We start from the raw sequence: 21,174 nt of genomic DNA on the forward strand, positions 1-21,174 counted from the left end.
TTAGGCTACAATTCCTGCTGCCCGGAACGGATGCGATGTAGTGGCGAGACGTTAACGCCGCGCGCTACAAATCCACGCAACCAGGTCGGGGCTTGATTTAACACCTGAAGGGCGGCGATTTCTGTGTCGAACTCTGCAAACACACAAGCACCAGTACCAGTCAGGCGTGACGGCGCGTATTGTAACAGCCATGAAAGAAGCTGTTCAACCTCGCGAAAACGTTTTCTTGCAATCGGTTCGCAATCATTTGCGTAAGGCGCCTGCAACAGGGCACTCAGCGGGCGAACCGGGGTGTTTCTTTTTAATTCTGGGTCGTTAAAAATCAATGGGGTGGGGATACTGACACCGGGATGAGCCACCAGATACCATTTTTCTGCGGGATAAGCCGGTTGCAGCTGTTCACCGATGCCTTCGGCAAACGCCGCATGCCCACGGACAAAAACGGGCACATCGGCTCCAAGAGTCAGGCCTATCTCTGCCAGTTGATCGTCATGCAAGCCACATTGCCAAAGTTCGTTCAGTGCGATCAGTACCGTGGCTGCGTTGGATGATCCCCCGCCTAATCCGCCGCCCATCGGCAGGCGTTTTTCAATGCGGATATCAGCGCCGCGCACAGCCGTCACCAGCGCGTGTTCGGCGCAATAATGCTGCAATAAGCGGGCTGCCCGCACGATCAGGTTCTGTTCATCCGGCACGCCATCAATCGGCGTTAATAAATGGATGTTGTCATCCTGGCGCGGCGTAATAGTCAACGTATCGCCATAGTCTAAAAACTGGAACAGCGTTTGCAGTTGATGGTAGCCGTCTGCACGGCGGCCAGTAATATAGAGAAACAGGTTGAGTTTTGCCGGGGAAGGCCACTGGTGAATCATTTAAGCGTCCAGTTATCCATTTTCAGTTTGATGCGCTGGTCACCCTGTTGCAGTTCAAGGCGGCTGGGTAACGGTGGTTGCAGGTCGGTATTGTAATCCTGATAAGTGACCACCCAGGTGAGATCGCCTTGCTGATAAGTCAGTTTGCTCAGGCGGTACTGCTGGTCAAGCGTGAAGTCGGTAGCCTCACCCGGCAGTCCCAGTATCCATTGGCGCAGATTGTTCAGAGGAATATCCATGCCGGTTAATTTGCGGATCATGTCTTCAGGGTTGTCGCTGTTATAGCGTTTACCCTGGTTATCGGTCAGTTGTACCACCTCTTTCTGTACGTTCAATTCCAGTTCGGTGCTGCCAAGTGGGTTCGTCAGCAGCAGACGATAGCGCTCAGGGGCATATTGTTGCCAAAAGAAGCGGGCATACACTTTCTTCTGATCGGATAGATAAGCGAAAGCGCCGCGGGTCTGGTATTGCTCAAGCTGTTGTACGGCCTGTTCATGGGCACGCCACTGCGGTGAGGTGGGGCTGGTTGCCGGGCCGCTGGGCTGGGTCAGGGTACAGCCAACCAGTACCAGGCTGGCCAATGGAATCAGGCGGAGCAGATTAACGTTGCGGATAGGCATCACTTTTGGTTGTCCTTTTGTCCTTGCGGGCACGAAGATATTTACCGCTCACGCTAGCGGGGGAGCAGCCCTGCGTCAATAATGTTATTGCAACCTGCAACTCGAATTAATAAAGCCTTTTGGAGGGATTGCAACGAAAGAAATAACTATACCAGCGATTGGGGGGAAGATGCGGTTGTTACTTTTATTGCCTGCGCTCATCAAGTAGAATGCCACCCAATAAGAACCCGTACCAAGATAAGTATTATTCGAAGCAATGACTCTGCTTGCGTTAGGTATTAACCACAAAACCGCACCGGTTTCTCTGCGAGAACGGGTAACCTTCTCCCCAGAGTCTATCGAACAAGCGTTACATAGCTTGCTCCAGCAACCGTTGGTGCAGGGCGGTGTGGTGTTGTCCACCTGTAACCGCACCGAGCTGTATCTTAGCGTGGAACAGCAGGAGCACATGCGCGAACAACTGGTTGCCTGGCTGTGTGAATACCATCATCTGCGCCCGGAAGATCTCACCAAAAGTCTGTATTGGCACCAGGGTAATGATGCCGTCAGCCATCTGATGCGCGTTGCCAGCGGGCTGGATTCGCTGGTATTGGGCGAACCGCAAATTCTGGGGCAGGTGAAAAAAGCCTTTGCCGAATCACAGCGCGGTCAATCACTTTCTGGTGAGCTGGAACGCTTATTCCAAAAATCCTTTTCTGTTGCCAAGCGCGTGCGCACCGAAACTGAAATTGGTGCCAGCGCGGTTTCCGTTGCTTTTGCGGCCTGTACTTTAGCGCGCCAGATTTTTGAATCCTTAGCTGAACTCAATGTGCTGTTGGTGGGGGCGGGGGAAACCATTGAACTGGTGGCACGCCATCTGCGTGAACACAAAGTGAAGCGGATGCTCATCGCTAACCGTACCCGTGAGCGGGCGCAGTTGTTGGCAGAAGAAGTGGGTGCCGAAGTGATCACGCTGCCAGAAATCGATGAACGTCTGGCTGATGCCGATATTATCATCAGTTCTACCGCCAGCCCGTTGCCGATTATCGGCAAAGGAATGGTTGAGCGTGCGTTGAAAGCGCGCCGTAACCAGCCGATGTTGCTGGTGGATATTGCTGTGCCACGCGATATTGAGCCGGAAGTTGGCAAACTGGCCAACGCTTATCTGTACAGCGTGGACGATTTGCAGGCTATTATTCAAAACAATCTGGCCCAGCGTCAGGCGGCGGCCGTGCAGGCCGAATCAATTGTTCAGCAGGAAAGCAGCAATTTCATGAGCTGGCTGCGTTCGCAGGGGGCGACGGAAACCATTCGCGACTATCGCTCGCAGGCCGATCAGGTTCGTGCAGAAATGGAATCTAAGGCGCTGGCGGCTATTGCGCAGGGCGCTGATGTGGAGCAAGTGATCCATGAGTTGGCCCACAAATTGACCAATCGTCTTATTCATGCCCCTACTAAATCCCTCCAACAGGCCGCCAGCGATGGTGACATGGAGCGGTTACATATTTTACGCGACAGCCTCGGGCTGGATTAGCATTTCGTTTTCTCTTATCAACAAGGTTTAAAACCACGCATGAAACCTTCTATCGTTGCCAAACTGGAAGCGTTACAAGAGCGCCATGAAGAAGTGCAGGCACTGCTCGGGGATGCCGGTGTGATTGCCGATCAGGATCGGTTTCGCAGTTTGTCACGTGAATACGCACAGTTGACGGATGTCAGCCGCTGTTTTCTGGAATGGCGGCAGATACAAGACGATCTCAGCACGGCAGAAATGATGCTGGACGATCCTGAAATGCGCGAAATGGCACAGGAAGAGTTGAAGCAGGCCAAAGCGGCGACGGAGGAATTGGAACAGCAACTGCAAGTGTTGCTGTTGCCGAAGGACCCTGATGATGAGCGCAGTTGCTTCCTTGAGGTGCGCGCTGGCACCGGCGGCGATGAGGCCGCCATTTTTGCCGGTGACCTATTCCGCATGTACAGCCGTTATGCTGAAGCGCGCCGCTGGCGCGTTGAAATAATGAGCGCCAACGACGGTGAACATGGCGGCTACAAAGAGGTGATCGCCAAGATTTCTGGCGATGGGGTTTACGGCCAATTGAAATTTGAATCGGGCGGGCACCGTGTGCAACGCGTACCGGAAACCGAATCCCAGGGCCGCATTCATACTTCTGCTTGTACGGTAGCCGTTATGCCCGAAGTGCCAGAAGCTGAATTGCCGGATATCAGCCCAAGCGATCTGAGAATTGATACATTCCGTTCATCGGGAGCGGGTGGTCAGCACGTTAACACCACCGATTCGGCGATCCGTATTACTCACTTGCCAACCGGTATTGTGGTGGAATGCCAGGATGAGCGTTCGCAGCACAAGAACAAAGCCAAAGCGATGTCGGTGCTTGGCGCACGCATCCGCGCTGCCGAAGTGGCGAAACGCCAGTTGGAAGAAGCCTCTACCCGCCGCAACCTGCTGGGCAGTGGGGATCGTTCCGACCGCAACCGTACCTATAACTTCCCACAGGGGCGGGTGACCGATCACCGCATCAACCTGACCTTATACCGCCTGGACGAAGTGATGGAAGGTAAGCTGGACATGCTGATTCAGCCGATCGTGCAGGAGTATCAGGCCGATCAGTTGGCCGCGCTGTCGGCAGAGCCTGAGTAATGGATTATCAAACCTGGCTGAAAACCGCCGTTGTCCGTTTGGCGGGCAGTGAAAGCGCTAAGCGTGATGCGGAAATCCTGCTGGGTTTTGTTACCGGCCGCACCCGCACTTTTCTAATGGCGTTTGGCGAAACCCTGCTGACGCCACAGCAAACCGAGCAATTGGCAACGTTGTTGATGCGCCGCGAGCGTGGTGAACCGGTGGCGTATCTGGTGGGCGAACGTGAGTTCTGGTCGTTGCCTTTATCGGTTTCGCCTGCCACCTTGATCCCGCGCCCAGATACCGAATGCCTGGTGGAACTGGCGTTGCAGCGTTTGCCAGCGCAGCCGTGCGCGATTCTTGATCTCGGCACGGGCACCGGTGCGATTGCGCTGGCGCTGGCCAGCGAACGGCCAGACTGCCAGGTTGTGGGGATCGATCTACAGCCTGGCGCCGTTACGCTGGCGCAGCATAATGCGCAGAAACTGGCGATTGACAATGCCTACTTCAAACAGGGCAGTTGGTTTACGCCGGTTGCCGGGCAACAGTTTGCACTGATTGCCAGTAATCCACCCTATATTGATGAGAACGACCCCCATCTGCTGCAAGGTGATGTACGCTTTGAACCGAGCAGCGCGCTGGTAGCTGCCCAGCAAGGGCTGGCCGATCTGGCGGTGATTGTGCAGCATGCGCCGGAGCACTTACAACCAAAGGGTTGGCTATTGCTGGAACATGGCTGGCAACAAGGGGAAAGCGTGCGCGCATTGCTGAAGGACGCCGGTTTTTCTGCTATTGAAACCTGCCGCGATTATGGCGGCAACGATCGGGTGACTCTGGGCCAAAAAACACAATAAGAATAAGGAAGCATGATGGCAGCTTACATGGCGTTAAAATATCTGCATTTATTGACGGTAGCCGTTAGTATTACCCTGTTTGTACTGCGTTTCCTCTGGAAATGGCGCGACTCGGCTATGATGCAGCAACGTTGGGTGAAGATAGCTCCTCATATCAATGATACGCTGTTGCTGTTATCCGGGGTGGCGTTGGTGGTGATGTTCAAGCTTTACCCTTTGTTGGGGATGGACTCATGGCTGACCGAGAAGCTGTTTGGCGTTATTATCTACATCCTGCTGGGTTACGTCGCATTAGGTAAAAAGACTAAAAGTTGGAATGTGCGTGTGTTGGCGTTTGTTCTGGCACTGGGCTGCTTGTATCTGATAATGAAACTTGCCACGACAAAAATACCGTTTTTGATGGGATACCTATGAGTAGCATTGCTGATTTTGAATTTAACACTTCCCCCTTGAGCGAAGGCGTGATCCTGGTGTCACAAGCTATCCGGCGCGATTTTCCGGCTGCTGAAGTGGGGCGCAAGTTGCAGCAATTGGCCGATGAAGCGCGGGCGGTTATTCCAGACGATCTTGGTCAGGATCAGCAGTTGGATGCGCTCATTGAATTGTTTTTTAAAACCTGGGGCTTTGGTGGGGCTGGCGGCGTTTACCGGCTGTCGGATGCTATCTGGCTGGATAAAGTGCTGGAAGCGCGGCAGGGCACGCCGGTTTCATTAGGGGCGATCTTTCTGTTTATCGCTCAACAGATTGATATACCGCTGATGCCGGTGATTTTCCCTACGCAGTTAATCCTGCGTGCTGATTGGCTGGATGAAGAGATGTGGCTGATCAACCCGCTGAATGGTGAAACGCTGAACGAACACCAGTTGGAAGTGTGGCTGAAAGGCAATTTGGGCCCAGGGGCGGAACTGGAGGATGACGATCTGGATGAATCAGAAAACATCCTGGTGGTGCGCAAGATGCTGGACACGCTGAAAGCCGCTTTAATGGAAGAGAAGCAGATGGAGATGGCGCTGCGAGTCAGTGAAACCGTGTTGAGCTTTGACCCGGATGATCCGTATGAAATCCGTGATCGCGGGCTGATCTACGCACAATTGGAATGCAACCATATCGCGATTTCCGATCTTAACTATTTTGTTGAGCAGTGTCCTGAAGACCCCGTCAGTGAAGTGATTAAAATCCAGATCCACTCCATTGAGATGAAACAGGTTACGCTGCATTAGTGACTCCGATTGATACCTGAAAAGCGTGTAGTCGCCGGTTACCTGCAACTGCAAGCATTAAGGGTAGATCATCAACAAAGGCGCAAGCATGAAACAGAAAGTAATTAGCATTGGTGATATCAACGTAGCGAACGACCTGCCGTTTGTGCTGTTTGGCGGTATGAACGTGCTTGAGTCGCGTGATTTAGCGATGCGTATCTGCGAACACTATGTCACCGTAACGCAAAAACTGGGCATTCCTTACGTTTTCAAAGCCTCTTTTGATAAAGCCAACCGTTCTTCTATCCATTCGTACCGTGGCCCAGGTCTGGAAGAGGGAATGAAAATATTTCAGGAAATCAAACACACCTTCGGCGTGAAAGTGATCACCGATGTGCATGAGGCGGCGCAGGCGCAGCCGGTTTCTGAAGTGGTGGATGTGATCCAGTTACCGGCTTTTCTGGCCCGCCAGACCGATTTGGTGGAGGCTATGGCTAAAACCGGTGCGGTGATTAACGTGAAAAAACCCCAGTTCGTCAGCCCGGGGCAAATGAGCAATATCGTCGATAAATTCAAAGAAGGCGGTAACGATCAGGTTATTTTGTGCGATCGCGGCAGCAATTTCGGCTACGACAATCTGGTGGTTGATATGCTGGGTATCAACGTGATGAAGAATGTCACCGGCGGCCATCCGGTGATTTTCGACGTGACCCACGCGTTGCAAACCCGCGATCCCTTTGGCGCTGCTTCCGGTGGCCGCCGTGCGCAGGTCACCGAGCTGGCGCGTGCGGGCATGGCGGTGGGGCTGGCAGGGTTGTTTATTGAAGCCCACCCGGAACCGAACAGCGCCAAATGCGATGGCCCGTCTGCATTGCCGCTGGATAAGCTGGAACCGTTCCTGGTGCAGATGAAAGCGATTGATGAACTGGTGAAAAGCTTCCCAGAGCTGGATACCAGTAATTAAATTGCGCTTGGTGAACAAACAAGGCCCGGCAGATTTTGTGCCGGGCCTTGCTGTTTATTGAGCGTCAAGCGCGGCCAAAGCTTCTGGCAGCGTGGGGTAGAAATGCAGTTTACCTTCGATGGGCCGCATATGGGCACGCGCCAGCGTTTTCAGCGGTTGGAATGGAATATCGGTGATCAGCAACTGCTTACCGGCGGGCAGCGTATCAATATAACGCTGTAGCGCACTCAACCCCCCGGCATCCAGCACCGGCACCGCATCCCACTGCAATATAACGGTGTGATAATCTTCGCTGCGTAACAGTATCTCGTTGAAAATACGCTCAGCGGCGGCGAAGAACAGTGGGCCATTGACCCGCAGCACCAGGCGGTCATCGGCCGCGCTCAGTTCGCTCAAACGTGTCATGCGTGCAATACGGCGCATAAACAGCAGCGATGCGAGCACAATACCCACGGTAATGGCGATCACCATATCAAACAGAACCGTCAGCGACATACACAACAGCATCACCAGAATGTCGTCTTTCGGTGCCCGCCGCAGCAGATAAACCACCTTATGTGCTTCGCTCATATTCCATGCGACGATCAGCAACAGCGAAGCCATGGCGGCCAGCGGCAGATAAGACAGCCAGGGTGCCAGCACCAGTAAGGCCAGCAGCACCAGCAGCGCATGGATAACGGCGGAAATGGGGGAAGTGGCACCTGCCCGCACGTTAGCCGCCGAGCGGGCAATGGCTGCGGTGGCGGTAATGCCGCCAAAAAACGGGGCGACCATGTTCCCCACGCCTTGGCCAATCAGTTCGGTATTGGAGTTGTGTTTTTTACCGGTCATCCCATCCAGCACCACGGCACATAGCAGCGATTCAATAGCGCCAAGCATTGCCATGGAAAACGCGGCAGGTAACAGCGCAGAAAGCATATGCCAGCTCAGTTCCATCTGTTTGCCGCCGCTGGCAGGCAGATCCCAGGGTAAGACCCACTGCGGCAGAATGGGGGGGATGCCCTGGCCTTGGCTGCCGTCGGCCAGTTGGAAACTGAAACGGGAACCAATAGTCGCCACCTGGTGGTCGAACAGGGCCAGAATCGCCATAACGGTGGTTCCCGCCAGCAAGGCGGGCAGATGGCCAGGAATACGCAACCCCAACTTCGGCCAGAAAATGAGGGTTAACAGGGTGACTACGCCGATCAGCGTATCACCAAAATCCAAGGTGGGCAGGGCGTGCAATAGGGCAGATACCTTGCCGACATAGTTTTCTGGCACTTCTGCCAGTGATAAACCAAAAAAATCCTTCACTTGCATGGTGGCAATGGTGATGGCAATCCCGGAAGTAAAACCCAGCGTGACGGACAGTGGGATATATTCAATCAGGCGGCCAAAGCGCGCCAACCCCATCAGCAGCAGAAACAGGCCCGACATCATGGTGGCAATCAATAAACCAGAAAGCCCAAATTGCTGCGACACCGGGTATAAAATGACCACAAAAGCCGCGGTCGGGCCGGAAACGCTATAGCGTGAACCACCGCTGATGGCGATCACGATCCCGGCAATCGCCGAGGTATAGAGCCCATACTGCGGTGGAACACCGCTGGCAATGGCGAGCGCCATCGCCAGTGGGATGGCGATAATACCAACGGTCACTCCGGCAATCGCATCTTTCAGCAGGCGTTGCAGAGAATAAGGTTCCCGCCAGCAGGCATCAATCAGTGCGCTGAAGGGGCGAATGCCGTTAATTTCGTGCGTTTTCATCTAAGTTGCAAACCAAATCGAGGAAAGAAAAAGGAATGGCGGGCCAGATGAGGTCCGTCTCGAATAGCTGAGAGATACCATAGCTCTTTCTGCTGGTAGATACCTAGATTTGTATCAATGCAGCTATAAATGGGGAAAGTTAAACTGCTTCTTAGTGAATGGCTGGCAAAGATAAGCCGAGAAAATGCGCCAGGGTATCCACTAACAGATTATGATCTTCACGCTGTGGGGAACCGGATATCGCAATCGAACCTATACAGCCAATGCCAGCCAGATTGACAGGGAATGCGCCGCCATGGGCCGCATAGTCGCGGGTGTCAAGACCATATCTCTCTTCCAAGGTGATCTGGCGTTGTTGCAGACGCAGACCAACGGCGTAGGAGCTTTTATGGAAATGATTGACGACGTTGCGTTTGCGGCGAACCCAGTCAGCACTATCCGGCGTGGTGCCCTGCATGGCGTAGTAAAACAGCGTGCGCCCGGCAAGCTGGATTTCAATCGTTATAGCTAGACGGCGCTGTTCAGCGGCTATTTTCAGCGCCATCCCTAATTCCCACGCGATGGTGTGATCAAAATGATGGAAGGTGAGAGTCGTTTCCTGCATGGCCAATGTTTGCAAGTCATCCTCAATATTCATGATGTTTACCTTGAGCGTGGTTGATAACGGGCTATCTTGATCTAAGTGTGGGGCTCAACCTAATAATAACGTAGAACTGCTACTCTATTATTAGCTTAAGCAGCCACGGCTTGTGGGATAAGGATTTTTAGTTTGAAACAACCTGACCATTATCCGGTTGCCTTTCTGGAGCATGCTGAGTATTTATGACCTATATAGCCTCAATATCTGCTTTCTACAGCGATACTTGCATTATTTATGCCACGCTTTCGTTGAGCTATTTTGCTTTGAGTAAAAATGTGCCGTTTTCTTCTCAGTCTGAACTATGGCGGCGGGTATTGTTTGGCGTCCTTGCCGGTTTGGTGGTGCTTTATCTGAACCAGGATCGGCTTGAGCTGGCCGGCGGGGTTTACTATAGCTTTGGCATGATCCCAATGATTCTGGCCACTTTTTTTGGTGGCGGAGTCAGCGGAGTAGTCTGCTATCTGGTCAGTTTCTTTTTTACCGGCGGTTTTACACTCGATAACCTGTTTATTGCTTCGATCATTTTGCCGTTGTTGTTATCTGCGGTATGGCGGAAAAAATCGCACGGCGTCTTTTATCTCACTATTGGCATTATTGCGCTATACCGCATTGCCGTTGTCAGTACACAGGTCAAGCTGAGCGAGTTGTGGACTGATATCCTGCTTTATCAGGCTGCTGCGGCGCTTTGTTTGAGCATTTGTTACCATGCCTTGAATTTTAAAGAGCGCCATATGCATGCCTTCTTTTCTATGCGTAATAAAGCGACGACGGACAGCCTGACCAATATTAATAATCGTGCCAGCGTTGATTATAAAATGATGATCCAGCATGCACAGCGGCAGCCCTGTGGCCTGATCATGCTGGATCTGGACAATTTTAAACGGGTGAATGACACCTATGGGCATCTGGCAGGCGATAGCGTGTTGGTCAGCTTGGGGGGCATTCTGCAAGACAGCGTGCGTAACGAAGATTTCGTTGGGCGCTATGGGGGAGAGGAGTTTATTGTCATCACTTCCAGTTATGATCCACAGCATATTGGTGCGGTGGCAGAGCGAATTCGCAGCAAGGTAGAAAGCTTTCACTTTAAAACGGATGATGGCAATGAAATTCGCATGACTATTTCTATCGGGACCTCACTGTTTTTGCCCGGCATGGCGGTGGATAAAGCGATAGAAATAACCGATGAAGCACTGTATGACGCCAAACACGGAGGTAAAAACCGCGTGGTGAGTAGCCGCTTGATGCAGTTGGCTCCGCTGGGGGATAGTTTCAGGCAGGGAAGTTGAATCTACAGAGGGGCGTTGTGTTGCCGCCTCTGATGGTTCCGCAAAATTCAGGCTACACAGTGAGTCTTGCAATCTGGCGCAGCCCCAAAAATTACAGGTATAATCCCCACAAATGATTCAACGGGTTTAGAAGCGAAGATGACAAAACTTACCTTACAAGAGCAGATGCTAAAAGCGGGATTAGTGACCAGCAAAAAAATGGCCAAAGTCCAGAGAACGGCTAAAAAATCACGGGTTCAGGCTCGTGAGGCAAGAGAGGCTGTGGAAGAGAATAAAAAAGCCCAACTTGAGCGTGATAAACAGCTAAGTGAACAACAAAAACAAGCCGTTTTATCGAAAGAATATAAAGCTCAGGTGAAGCAGCTGATTGAAATGAACAGAATCGATATTGCAAAAGGCGATATTGATTTTAACTTCACCGATAATAATTTAATTAAAAAAATCGGTGTGGATAAGCTTACTCATGCTCAGCTGGTTAGTGGCCGTCTCGCCATTGCTCGTTTGGTTGTTGACAGCAGCGGCGAGAGTCAATATGCGATTATCCCAGCGAGCGTAGCCGATAAAATTGCGCAGCGAGATGCGGACAGTATTGTATTAAATAGTGCGCTCAGCCATGAAGAACAAGATGAAGAAGATCCGTATGCCGATTTTAAAGTGCCCGATGATTTGATGTGGTAACTAACGTTTGGCAGATGTTTATGTATAAAAGCCCTGGGGGGCTTTTATACAGATTTGATGTTCAGCCGGTTGATGTGTTTTGGCTTACCCGTTTTTATCGTATTTATGCTAGCAGCTTTTTATTTTTCTGGATGTCAATGGGAGTGATCGGCAACGTTGTGCTAGGTTGTGTCATTTAATTTGACAAGAGTTTTAAAAATAACCAGATAGCACCCAATTTCAACATGTTAAAGGAATTTCTGGCTGTTTTTTCCGAGCGGGTAGCGATACGACGATATTCTTTAAGATTGGCAAAACAGCATTCAACAGCGGTACGTTTTTTGTACAATAGAGTATCGAGCTTTTGGCGTTTATCCTGACTGACTTTTTCATGCGACCTAAAAGGAATAACGGCTTTTCTCCCTCTCATTTTTAGTCGATTACGCAAAGTCTGGCTTGAGTATCCCTTATCAGCCAGTACCGCTTTAGGCCGCGATTTAAGGTGCCGACTTTCGGTTAAGCAACGTTTTCGCGTATCTGCTCTCATGGGCTTGTTCGTCACTCAGGCAAAAGCTTAGTGGTAATCCTGTACTATTTGTCGACAGATGGGTTTTGGTACCAAAGCCACCTCGAGAGCGACCCAACCCATGATCCTTTAGTTCATTGGGGTGTTTTTTTAAGCGCCCGCAGCGGCTTTCAGGGCCGCCATCCAACGCGATGGCATCCCAGTCAATCAACTTTTTTCCATCAAGTATCTGAAGTAATTTATTGAAAATGCGATTTATTATTCCAACCCTGGACCACTGATTAAACTGATTGTAAATCGTTTTCCAATGACCATAACGTTCGGGCAGGTCGCGCCAGGGTGCTCCTGAACACAGCACTCAACATCACTTGCCGGTGCTCAAGATAAGGGCAACCGGCCTTATTGCTTTGGTATGTTAAAAGAACATCGTTGTATTGCCACGCGCTCAAAGAAAACGGCCAGAAATTACCTGCGCATCCTTAAATTAGGTTCTGTTCGATTGTTTTTAAAGCGATTATTGGGTTAAGGGATACACCCTAGGGGAAACAAAAGTTTCAGTGATAAATGAGCAAATATTTACAAATGATAATAATTGCCATTTGCATTTGTGGAGGGGGATGCGGCATGCTTTAGCATCATTGATATCACGTATTTTTTCACCGCATTCATCATTACAGGAAGTAGGGGTTATGAGAGAAGCATTTGAGTTACGGGCAGACGTCAGTGAAAGTTGCCGCTTTCGTATGCTAAACCAGCATCAACATATTATGCGCCGTCGCTTATTTTGCATGGCGATGTTAGCTCTTGCTATCGTTGCTTCTCTGTTATTGGATTTTACTATAGGGCCTTCAGGTCTGCCATTATCTACGTTGTGGAATACCATGCTGTTTCCTGCCAGCGTGGATAGTGCTTCTCGCGTTATTGTCTGGGATATTCGCTTACCCTACGCCTTAATGGCAGTGGTTGTTGGCATGGCATTGGGGTTAGCGGGGGCTGAAATGCAGACGATACTGAATAATCCATTAGCTAGCCCATTTACCCTTGGCGTATCTTCCGCTGCTGCGTTTGGTGCTGCGCTGGCTATCGTACTAGGGGTAGGTATTCCCGGAATCTCTGCACAATGGTTTATTTCTGCAAATGCTTTTGTATTTGCTTTGTTGGCAGCACTATTGCTGGATCTGGTGGCCAGGTGGATGCGAGTTTCTGTTGCGGGAGTAGTCCTGTTTGGCATCGCACTGGTTTTCACATTCAATGCTCTTGTGTCTATGATGCAATTCATAGCCAGTGAAGATACATTGCAAGGGCTGGTATTTTGGACCATGGGAAGTCTTGCTAGAGCCTCATGGGAGAAACTCGTTATCTTGTTAGTTATCGTTGCCGCTTTGTTACCTCTATCAATGATGAACGCCTGGAAATTAACGGCATTACGTTTGGGAGAAGAGCGTGCGATGAGTTTTGGGATTGATGTTCACCGGTTAAGGTTAGTCACGTTACTGCGTATCAGCATTATTTCTGCCGTGTCTGTGGCTTTTGTCGGGCCGATTGGTTTTGTCGGACTGGTTGCTCCTCATATTGCACGTATGATTGTTGGGGAAGATCATCGTTTCTATTTACCCGCCAGTGCGTTAATGGGGGCATTAATGTTATCAATGGCTTCAGTAGCCTCAAAAAATCTTATTCCAGGCATCATTATCCCGGCGGGGATTGTGACATCACTTGTTGGTGTTCCCTTCTTTTTGGGTATTCTTCTGCGTAATAGGGGGCGGATTTAATGGCACCCATGCTTTGTATTGAAGGCTTATCGACCGGATACCCAAAACGTCCAATCATTGACAATCTGTCAGTGTCCATGCTGCCACAAGGAAAAATTACGGTTTTACTGGGGCCGAATGGGAGTGGTAAATCGACGTTGCTAAAATCCCTTGCTGGTTTGAACCCGGCAACGGGTAAATTATGGTTGGGAACTGATGAGTTGATTTCTCTCCCTTTCTCACGTCGAGCCGAATTGGTGGTATATCTCCCACAGGCTTTATCTGCGGGAGTGCACCTCAATGTAGTAGAGTCAATTATTGTGGCGCAACGCGCTTCTGGTAGCCATAAGAACGTAGTCAGTGAATCAGAGGTAATGGATTTACTGGAACAGCTAGGCATTGAGCATTTAGCAATATGTTATCTTGATGAACTCTCCGGTGGTCAAAAACAGATGGTTGGGCTTGCTCAGTCACTCATTCGCCAACCATCGCTATTGCTACTGGACGAACCACTCAGCGCTTTAGATCTTAATTATCAGTTCCATGTCATGGAGTTACTACAACGAGAAACTTATCAACGAAACATAACAACAATCGTCGTGGTACATGATATTAATCTGGCCTTGCGGCATGGTGATTATATATTGATGTTGCAGCAGGGGAGGCTTATAGCGAATGGTCTTCCAGAACAGGTCATTACGCCAGAACATTTAGCCAGGGTATACGGTGTAGAGGCCAGGGTAGAGTATTGTTCAAAAGGTATAGCGCAGGTATTTGTCGATGGCTTGGTCAACACGGTTTGATATCCTTTTATAAGAAATAATCAGTCAACCGCCTAAAGACGGTTAACGCTTAAATTTGGGGCTGGCTAAAATATCTTGCGTTTAAAAATGCTTATCTTGTTGATTGTTGGTGCTCAGGAAGATTCATATGAATTAATGTATTTTTGTATAGTTAACATTCTTTATCTTTCTGTTTAAGCAAGCGCCGCGCCAGCTTGATGAGGGGTAAGTCGATCATGGAGCCTTCTATTTGAAATGCATAGTTTTCATGCGACTGCTCAATTACCTTCTTTGCCCATTGTATTCTCTCTTTGCTTGGTGAAAAAACGCTGGATATCACGAATATTTGTTCGGGGTGTATGCATAGCTTTGCGCCAAAGCCCAGTGAAGAGGCATGCAGTGAATCTTCAGTCAGGATATCATTGCTACTAAACTCTGGTGTGACACAATCAATAGGAGCAGGAAGCTCTGCAATACGTGAAGCGACTACAATTCGGCTTCGTGCATAAAGAAGGGCATCCCGTGACTGCTGGCAATTTATATCGAGTGAGTAATCCAGGGAGCCAAATGCAATCCTGGCAATGCCGCTGGTTGCAATCTTTTCACAATTGTATATCCCATACGCAGTTTCGATGATACCTATCAATAAACACTCTTGCAGATATTTGGGTAGCAACTTCTGGATGTTATCTACCGTGTCACTATGTTCAAGTTTAGGAATAAAAATTCCTGTCAACTCGGTACTAGAAAGCAAAGTTAACATCTCAAAATCTTGGCGAAAATAACCACTATCAGGATGATTAACCCTGATATATATCTTTGTGGTTTCTGGTTTAACTTTAAACTCACGAAACCAATCGATAATGTTTTCTCTACCAGAGGACTTCTCCGTAGGATGAACGGAATCCTCCAAATCTAAGATAATCGCATCAGTACCACATATTAACGCTTTAGGAAAAAAATCTTTCCTATTCGCTGGCACAAACAGATATGTCATTTCTTCTTTCATGATAGTCACCAATAATAGATTGATAATAAACAAATCATAAATTATTCGACTGCTTTTTAATTGATAATGATTTTCATTTACACTAAGGAATTTTGATGCTAGCTTATGACTATGAAATTTTCAAGGAATATGAAAAACCATTAGTTTGCTTTTAAACTAAATATGAAAAAATATGACTATACTATTCCAGTATCCTGGTTCTGAGAGGAAGAATGATAGAACAGCAAGATATCTACAGTAAGGTTGAGACAACATTCTCTAATATTCCTGATTTTTCGATGCGTAATGCACTGGCTAGAATAATTCGATGTCTTTTTGCAGAGAAGTTATTAGATGTTTCCAGGTTTATTATTTGTAAAGATGAGGGGGCAGGGTCATATCCGCTGAGTGACGGTATTTCCTGGCTCCATTTCAACAATATCACCATCCTTCCAGCAAATACTTTCATTAATAAAGGGGACGTTATTTTTGAGTCGTCTACGGGGCAAGAAATCCAAGTTTCAACGCATGAGAAACTCATTGATGTTCTAAAAAACGAATTGGATTTCAGCCCGACGGATGAGGGAATCAAGCGATTCAATCTTGATGTTGCCAATAGCATTCATAATGACAGGTTGGCAAGAAAACATCGCAAAAAATGGTGTGAACACATTACGCATAACATGCAAACGAGCGGCGAGACATTTTTCACTCAATGGGTAAGAAGCAATAATAATTTGCACGCAGCAGCTACTTTTCTTGATCAATGGGGATCTCTAGAGGGGCATCCCTATTATCCTACCTGGAAGTCTCGCCCTGGATTAAGTGATTGGGATATTGAACATCTTTCCGCAGAGTTTGGTGCCCGGGTTACGTTACGTTTAGGGGCGCTACGAGCGGATATGACATATTGTGAAAAAATGCCCCACATCCAAGATACTCACCAGTGGTTTGCTGATGCTTTCCCTGATATCTGGCCGGTTTGGTGCGTGTGGCTGAGAAATCAAGGGCATTCGCCTGAAGAATGGCTCCCGCTTCCATTGCATCCATGGCACTTGACACACTGGGTTTCTGAACACTTCGCTAAAGAGATTGCAGCAGGCATTTTCTTGCCGGATGGCCCTGGCATTGAGACGGCACCCTCCATGTCGTTCAGAACGCTGCTACCAACGGCGTCTGCCCAAATGCCATTTATCAAATTACCTGTAGCGATCTGGATGACCAGTGAAATGCGTAGTCTACAGGCTAAATCTATTCATATGGGGCCGCGAATCAGTACCGTCATTGAGGCTATCTTAAAGGCAGAGAACGGGTTTGACGGTACGCTGGATTGTTTTCTCGAAGAAGTTGCTTGGCATTTTCTACATCGGGAACGAAAAGATGACTCAGAAGGCAAATATCTTTCGGTTGTCTTTCGGAGCACATTACCCTGGCAGCGTACCGATAATACTTTGGCGATCACGGTTGCAACGCTGTTCACCGCACTGCCACACCAACCTCTGCCAGTGATAGGCGAACTTATTGAGCTATCTAAGCAGTCACCTGGCGACTGGTTCCGCAACTATGCGCGTGTGGTACTGAAACCTGTTATAGCGATGTACTTGCTATATGGCATCGCCTTGGAGGCTCATCAACAAAATACCCAGGTCCTGTTTGATGAAAATGGTAGGGCGCAGGCAATGCTTATCAGGGACTTTGGTGATGGCCGTATTTGGGCTCCTGCGCTTCGTCAAAGAGGTTATGATCTAGTGCCTTATACTTGGCCAGGCATATTACCTACCGTTTTTGAAGACGATATTGAACCGGTGAGAACGTTTGTTGTAGATGCCTGTCTTGTCAGCCATTTGCACGAAGTTGCCATTTGTTTGACCGGGCTTTACGGTAATGACGATCATCAGTTTTGGAGAATTATCGGTGAAGAACTTGACCGTACCTTTAGTGAATTACGTTCTCGCCTTGAGGATGAATTCTGGTTGAAGGAACGGGAGTATTTTATGAGCCAGCCTTGGTTCACACGTTCCTTGATGAGAATGCATTTACAGCAATATTCAGATTACCGCGTACAGCACGGATTGAAGAATCCGCTACAGGCTTGAAGATCAGGAGCCTTGGGAATAATAAAATGATGATAGCTCGTCGAAGTAAAGTCGTTTTACTGCGCCACGTTGTAACATTTATTTTTGCAACCAGCGTTACATTGGGAACGGTTATCGCTGAGGATACCATTGTAGTGAACGCGGATGACGCTAACACGATTGATAATGGTAAGATTATTAAACGAGCCAATATAGGTTTGTTGGGTAATAAAAACACGTTGAATACGCCTTTTAGCGTAAATGGATATACCTCTAAATTTATAGAGGCTCACCCGTTTAAAACGCTTGGCGATATTATTCAGAATGATGCATCAATCCGTATTACCAGTCCTGCGGGAGGTATTCTGGATTCATTGATGATCAGAGGATTTCCCATCGGCGAAGGTAATATCGGCGAAATTCTCCTGAATGGGGTATACGGCGTTGCGCCTAATTATCAATTGCTGCCTCAATATATTGATCGAGTCGAAGTGCTAAAAGGGCCTGGTGCCGGGTTGTATGGTATGTCACCTAACGGTGGCATCGGTGGCGTTGTCAATGTCGTGACTAAACAAGCGGTAGCACGGAATATCACCAAAATGACAACAACATGGGAGTCAGATAGCCAGTTTGGCCAATATATAGATGTTGGCCGATTATGGGTTAATCCTGACGGCGAAATGTGGGGAGTGAGATTCAATGGTGGTGGCAGTGGGGGGGATTTACGGCAAGATAATTCCGGTAAAAACGCGACATTTGGAGCACTCGCACTTGATTATGCACAAGGGCAATTGCGTACCTCTCTGGATTTATTGGATCAGTATCAGCACGTCAAATCACCAAATCGGCCTTTCTTGGCTTCATCGGGCATTAATATACCGTTAGCGCCCGATGGGAAAAAAAATATTGCTCAAAGAGGCATGTGGTGGAATACACGTGATCAAGGAGCTCTATTTCACGCTGAATACGATATTAATGACAACGTGACGTTATTCGCCAAGGCTGGCGGCGGGCGAACGCGAGTGTCGCGCGTGTCAGAACAAACTCCAACTATTTTTAACGTGCAGGGAGATGTCGTCTCAACGCTCACCAATTACCGTTTTAACGTTAACCGTTACACGCTTGAGGCTGGAGCAAGGGGGTCTCTAACCACAGGTTCAGTAGAGCATCAACTGGCGCTGCAAACCAGTGTCTACCATGATCGATTGGCCGTCGGAAGTAGAATAGGACAGACGGTTTACTCCAATATCTATTCTCCGCGAGCAGAAGAGGTGGTTAAACCATCGGCACCCTCCCAAATTCCTAAAGCCTCTTCAAGTCAGTTGAGTAGCGTGGCATTGGCGGATACGCTCAGCGTTTTAGATGGCCGCCTCGATATCATCCCGGGGGCGCGTTTCCAGCGCGTTCGCTCAGATAATTTTTCTTCTAACGGCAACCGTTCCTCTACTTACGCTGAATCCGCATTTACGCCAATGCTGGGGCTGCTCTATCGCCTGCGGCAACCTGTATCTCTGTATGCCAACTATATCGAGGGTCTCAGTAAGGGCGATATCGCTCCAGAAACGGCTGAAAATGCGGGCCAGGTTATGCGCCCTTATCGTTCCCGCCAATACGAAGTAGGGGCCAAGTATGATGCGCATGGCGTGTTGGGTACGCTGTCATTGTTTCAGATCGACCGCCCAAGCGGTGCTGTCGATGGCAATAATCTCTATAGCGTCAACAGTGAGCAAAGAAATCGGGGTATAGAACTTAGCCTATCAGGTGATCCCGTTGATGGCCTCAACATACTGGGGAGCCTCTCACTGATTGATGCTGAACTGACACGCTCTCCAAATTCTGAGGTTCGTGGGAATAGACCTGTCGGCGTAGCCCCTATGCAGGCAAACGTCGGGGTAACTTATACATTGCCGCTGCTGAAAGGCCTCTCGGTTAATAGCCAGATTAACTACAGCGGTAAACAGTATGTTAACCAAACTAACACGCAGTCTATTGGTTCGTGGACAACGGTTGATATGGGCGCGGCATATAAAACCCGTATTTACGGTATTTCAAATACCTTCCGTTTTGATGTGCGCAACGTGTTTGATCGTCACTATTGGGCTGGTGCTTCTTCATATAGCACGATCGCTCAGGGTGCCCCACGGAGTTTCTTTGCCTCGGTAACGGTAGATTTTTAAGAGGAAACTATGAGCTCATTACTTAATGTAGATCGCCAGCATAACACCTCATGGCAGTTAAACGTTGCCAGAGATTTATCACCTTATTTGGACCCATTGATTTTGGATTGGCTATGTCGGTCACCAGAAACTTTGGTACGCCTGACAGAAATGTATGGTTCACCACTCAATATTGTTTGGCCGCACACGGTGGCACCTAATCTGCAAGCGATGGCTGCGGTAACTGCGAGTTTTGGGGTTGAAACCCGATTTTACTATGGCGTAAAAGTAAACAAATCACAGGCTTTATTACGGGCTGCGGTATTAGCCGGTGCCGGTGCAGACGTTTCCAGTATTCAGGAATTACGGGATGCCTTACGTGCCGGGTGCCGGGGAGCTGATTTGTGCGCAACCGGCCCAGCGAAAACGCGTGATTTTTTACAGGAATTGATTCTTCAAGATGCCCAGATTGTTGTGGATTCCCCCCAGGAATTACAGGAGGTTATTGAATTAGCGCGTAACTGGAAGCGAAACTCCACCAGGGTGAGGATATTACTGCGTCTACGCCCTGATGCCAGCCGTTCTAGCCGTTTTGGTATGCCCAGCGATGAGATTATTAAGGTACTTCCAGCTGTGGCGTCCTGTAAACAGGTTACTCTTGTTGGTTTCCACTTCCATCTGAACGGTTATGCGCCTGAACCCAGGGTAAACGCATTTTTTGATACATTGCCGCTTTTTACCTACGCCAGAAGCCTTGGTTTAGCGCCGAATATTATTGATATTGGCGGTGGTTTGCCCGTGCAGTACGTTGAAAGCGAGAGTTATCAGCGCTGGTTTTCGTCACAGAGTTCAAACGATTACCGAACAGGTTTAGTGCCTTCATCCTTTTACCCTTATGGCGGTGAATTGAATGCCGCACGATGGCTGAAGCAATTTCTTGCAGGGCAGGATCCCCAAGGTAAAACGGTATCTTCTTGGCTACACAGCGAAGGATTAACGCTTTGTGCCGAACCAGGCAGAAGCCTGGTCAACCAAGGGGCAATCAGTATATTTCGGGTGTGCCGAGTCGCCCCAGAAACGGATAAATATTCAGTGATATTTGTGGAGGGTAGCAGTTTTAGCGCCTGTGAAACGTGGTTCAATTCAGAGTTTTTGATAGACCCACTTCATCTGGCACCTGTCAATAAGGGGGAGCAATTTGCTTCGGGCAAGGCATGGATCGCCGGGCATAGCTGCCTGGATGAAGATGTCATTACTAACCGCCTTGTGTATTTCCGGCGCTTACCGCAACCAGACGATCTGTTGATATTTACTAATACAGCTGGCTATCAGATGGATTTGCTGGAGAACCGTTTTCATCGCCATCCAACCCCAACACGCTTAACCGCATTATTGAACACCAGCCATAACCTGACTTTTTCCATCGACAAGTAAGGACGTG

At 49.0% G+C, this 21,174-nt stretch carries 18 protein-coding genes and 2 pseudogenes; 14 read left to right on the forward strand and 6 right to left on the reverse strand.

Annotated elements, in window-relative coordinates; all coding sequences use genetic code 11:
- Positions 1–5: 5 nt before the first annotated feature.
- On the reverse strand, positions 6–872 hold the full coding sequence (ispE, locus tag Z042_RS14490) for a 4-(cytidine 5'-diphospho)-2-C-methyl-D-erythritol kinase (RefSeq protein WP_024910968.1): 867 nt from the start codon (positions 870–872) through the stop codon (positions 6–8).
- Positions 869–1,492 (reverse strand): lipoprotein insertase outer membrane protein LolB, encoded by a 624-nt coding sequence (gene lolB, locus Z042_RS14495; RefSeq protein ID WP_024910967.1) that lies wholly within the window; start codon positions 1,490–1,492, stop codon positions 869–871. The genes ispE and lolB overlap by 4 nt, the downstream gene beginning before the upstream one ends.
- A 256-nt stretch (positions 1,493–1,748) precedes the next feature.
- On the opposite strand from lolB, the gene hemA reads away from it, so the two are divergent.
- The 6 genes from hemA (at position 1,749) to kdsA (ending at position 7,126) form a co-directional block, all read left to right on the forward strand.
- Positions 1,749–3,005 (forward strand): glutamyl-tRNA reductase, encoded by a 1,257-nt coding sequence (gene hemA, locus Z042_RS14500; protein ID WP_024910966.1) that lies wholly within the window; start codon positions 1,749–1,751, stop codon positions 3,003–3,005.
- A 39-nt stretch (positions 3,006–3,044) separates the two neighbouring features.
- Positions 3,045–4,130, forward strand: coding sequence for a peptide chain release factor 1 (prfA, locus tag Z042_RS14505; protein ID WP_024910965.1), 1,086 nt, complete (start codon positions 3,045–3,047; stop codon positions 4,128–4,130).
- Entirely contained in the window at positions 4,130–4,963 is an 834-nt protein-coding gene (gene prmC / locus Z042_RS14510; RefSeq protein ID WP_024910964.1) for a peptide chain release factor N(5)-glutamine methyltransferase, read from the forward strand. The genes prfA and prmC overlap by 1 nt, the downstream gene beginning before the upstream one ends.
- Before the next feature lie 12 nt (positions 4,964–4,975).
- Positions 4,976–5,377 (forward strand): SirB2 family protein, encoded by a 402-nt coding sequence (locus Z042_RS14515; RefSeq protein ID WP_024910963.1) that lies wholly within the window; start codon positions 4,976–4,978, stop codon positions 5,375–5,377.
- On the forward strand, positions 5,374–6,183 hold the full coding sequence (gene sirB1 / locus Z042_RS14520) for an invasion regulator SirB1 (protein ID WP_024910962.1): 810 nt from the start codon (positions 5,374–5,376) through the stop codon (positions 6,181–6,183). The genes Z042_RS14515 and sirB1 overlap by 4 nt, the downstream gene beginning before the upstream one ends.
- Before the next feature lie 88 nt (positions 6,184–6,271).
- A complete protein-coding gene (gene kdsA, locus Z042_RS14525) occupies positions 6,272–7,126 on the forward strand; it encodes a 3-deoxy-8-phosphooctulonate synthase (RefSeq protein ID WP_024910961.1) in 855 nt (284 codons plus the stop codon).
- A 54-nt stretch (positions 7,127–7,180) separates the two neighbouring features.
- On the opposite strand, the gene dauA is transcribed toward kdsA, so the two are convergent.
- The gene (gene dauA, locus Z042_RS14530; protein ID WP_024910960.1) at positions 7,181–8,872 is read right to left on the reverse strand and encodes a C4-dicarboxylic acid transporter DauA; all 1,692 of its coding nucleotides are present in this window, start codon (positions 8,870–8,872) and stop codon (positions 7,181–7,183) included.
- Between the two features lie 151 nt (positions 8,873–9,023).
- Positions 9,024–9,509 carry a heme-degrading domain-containing protein gene (locus Z042_RS14535; RefSeq protein ID WP_024910959.1) on the reverse strand — a complete coding sequence of 162 codons (486 nt, stop codon included), beginning with the start codon at positions 9,507–9,509 and terminating at the stop codon, positions 9,024–9,026.
- Positions 9,510–9,694: 185 nt separating this feature from the next.
- Here Z042_RS14535 and Z042_RS14540 point away from each other — a divergent pair, with 185 nt between their 5' ends.
- Together Z042_RS14540 and Z042_RS14545 are read left to right on the forward strand one after the other, a co-directional pair.
- The gene (locus Z042_RS14540; protein ID WP_024910958.1) at positions 9,695–10,798 is read left to right on the forward strand and encodes a GGDEF domain-containing protein; all 1,104 of its coding nucleotides are present in this window, start codon (positions 9,695–9,697) and stop codon (positions 10,796–10,798) included.
- Between the two features lie 138 nt (positions 10,799–10,936).
- Positions 10,937–11,476, forward strand: a complete 540-nt coding sequence (locus Z042_RS14545) for a DUF2058 domain-containing protein (protein ID WP_024910957.1) — start codon at positions 10,937–10,939, stop codon at positions 11,474–11,476.
- Between the two features lie 175 nt (positions 11,477–11,651).
- Here Z042_RS14545 and Z042_RS26950 read toward each other — a convergent pair.
- A pseudogene (locus Z042_RS26950) lies at positions 11,652–12,379 on the reverse strand (IS5 family transposase); the annotation flags it as partial.
- Positions 12,380–12,384: 5 nt separating this feature from the next.
- On the opposite strand from Z042_RS26950, the pseudogene Z042_RS26050 reads away from it, so the two are divergent.
- From Z042_RS26050 to Z042_RS14565, 3 genes and pseudogenes are all read left to right on the forward strand, one after another.
- A pseudogene (locus Z042_RS26050) lies at positions 12,385–12,507 on the forward strand (IS5 family transposase); the annotation flags it as partial.
- A 217-nt stretch (positions 12,508–12,724) separates the two neighbouring features.
- Positions 12,725–13,753 carry a FecCD family ABC transporter permease gene (locus tag Z042_RS14560; RefSeq protein WP_037405946.1) on the forward strand — a complete coding sequence of 343 codons (1,029 nt, stop codon included), beginning with the start codon at positions 12,725–12,727 and terminating at the stop codon, positions 13,751–13,753.
- The gene (locus Z042_RS14565; protein WP_024910955.1) at positions 13,753–14,535 is read left to right on the forward strand and encodes an ABC transporter ATP-binding protein; all 783 of its coding nucleotides are present in this window, start codon (positions 13,753–13,755) and stop codon (positions 14,533–14,535) included. The genes Z042_RS14560 and Z042_RS14565 overlap by 1 nt, the downstream gene beginning before the upstream one ends.
- 151 nt (positions 14,536–14,686) lie before the next feature.
- Here Z042_RS14565 and Z042_RS14570 read toward each other — a convergent pair whose 3' ends face one another.
- The gene (locus Z042_RS14570) at positions 14,687–15,523 is read right to left on the reverse strand and encodes an HpcH/HpaI aldolase/citrate lyase family protein (RefSeq protein WP_024910954.1); all 837 of its coding nucleotides are present in this window, start codon (positions 15,521–15,523) and stop codon (positions 14,687–14,689) included.
- Positions 15,524–15,735: 212 nt separating this feature from the next.
- Here Z042_RS14570 and Z042_RS14575 point away from each other — a divergent pair, with 212 nt between their 5' ends.
- From Z042_RS14575 to Z042_RS14585, 3 genes are read left to right on the forward strand one after another with little or no spacing between them, the layout of a single operon-like run.
- Positions 15,736–17,598: an IucA/IucC family protein gene (locus tag Z042_RS14575; protein ID WP_024910953.1), complete on the forward strand. Its 1,863-nt coding sequence runs from the start codon at positions 15,736–15,738 to the stop codon at positions 17,596–17,598.
- Positions 17,599–17,624: 26 nt separating this feature from the next.
- Positions 17,625–19,754: a TonB-dependent receptor gene (locus Z042_RS14580; RefSeq protein ID WP_024910952.1), complete on the forward strand. Its 2,130-nt coding sequence runs from the start codon at positions 17,625–17,627 to the stop codon at positions 19,752–19,754.
- A gap of 9 nt (positions 19,755–19,763) precedes the next feature.
- Complete coding sequence (locus Z042_RS14585; RefSeq protein ID WP_024910951.1) at positions 19,764–21,167, forward strand: Y4yA family PLP-dependent enzyme; 1,404 nt, start codon at positions 19,764–19,766, stop codon at positions 21,165–21,167.
- The last annotated feature ends 7 nt before the right edge of the window (positions 21,168–21,174 follow it).

Origin of the sequence: Chania multitudinisentens RB-25 (assembly GCF_000520015.2) — a bacterium.
GTDB lineage: Bacteria > Pseudomonadota > Gammaproteobacteria > Enterobacterales > Enterobacteriaceae > Chania > Chania multitudinisentens.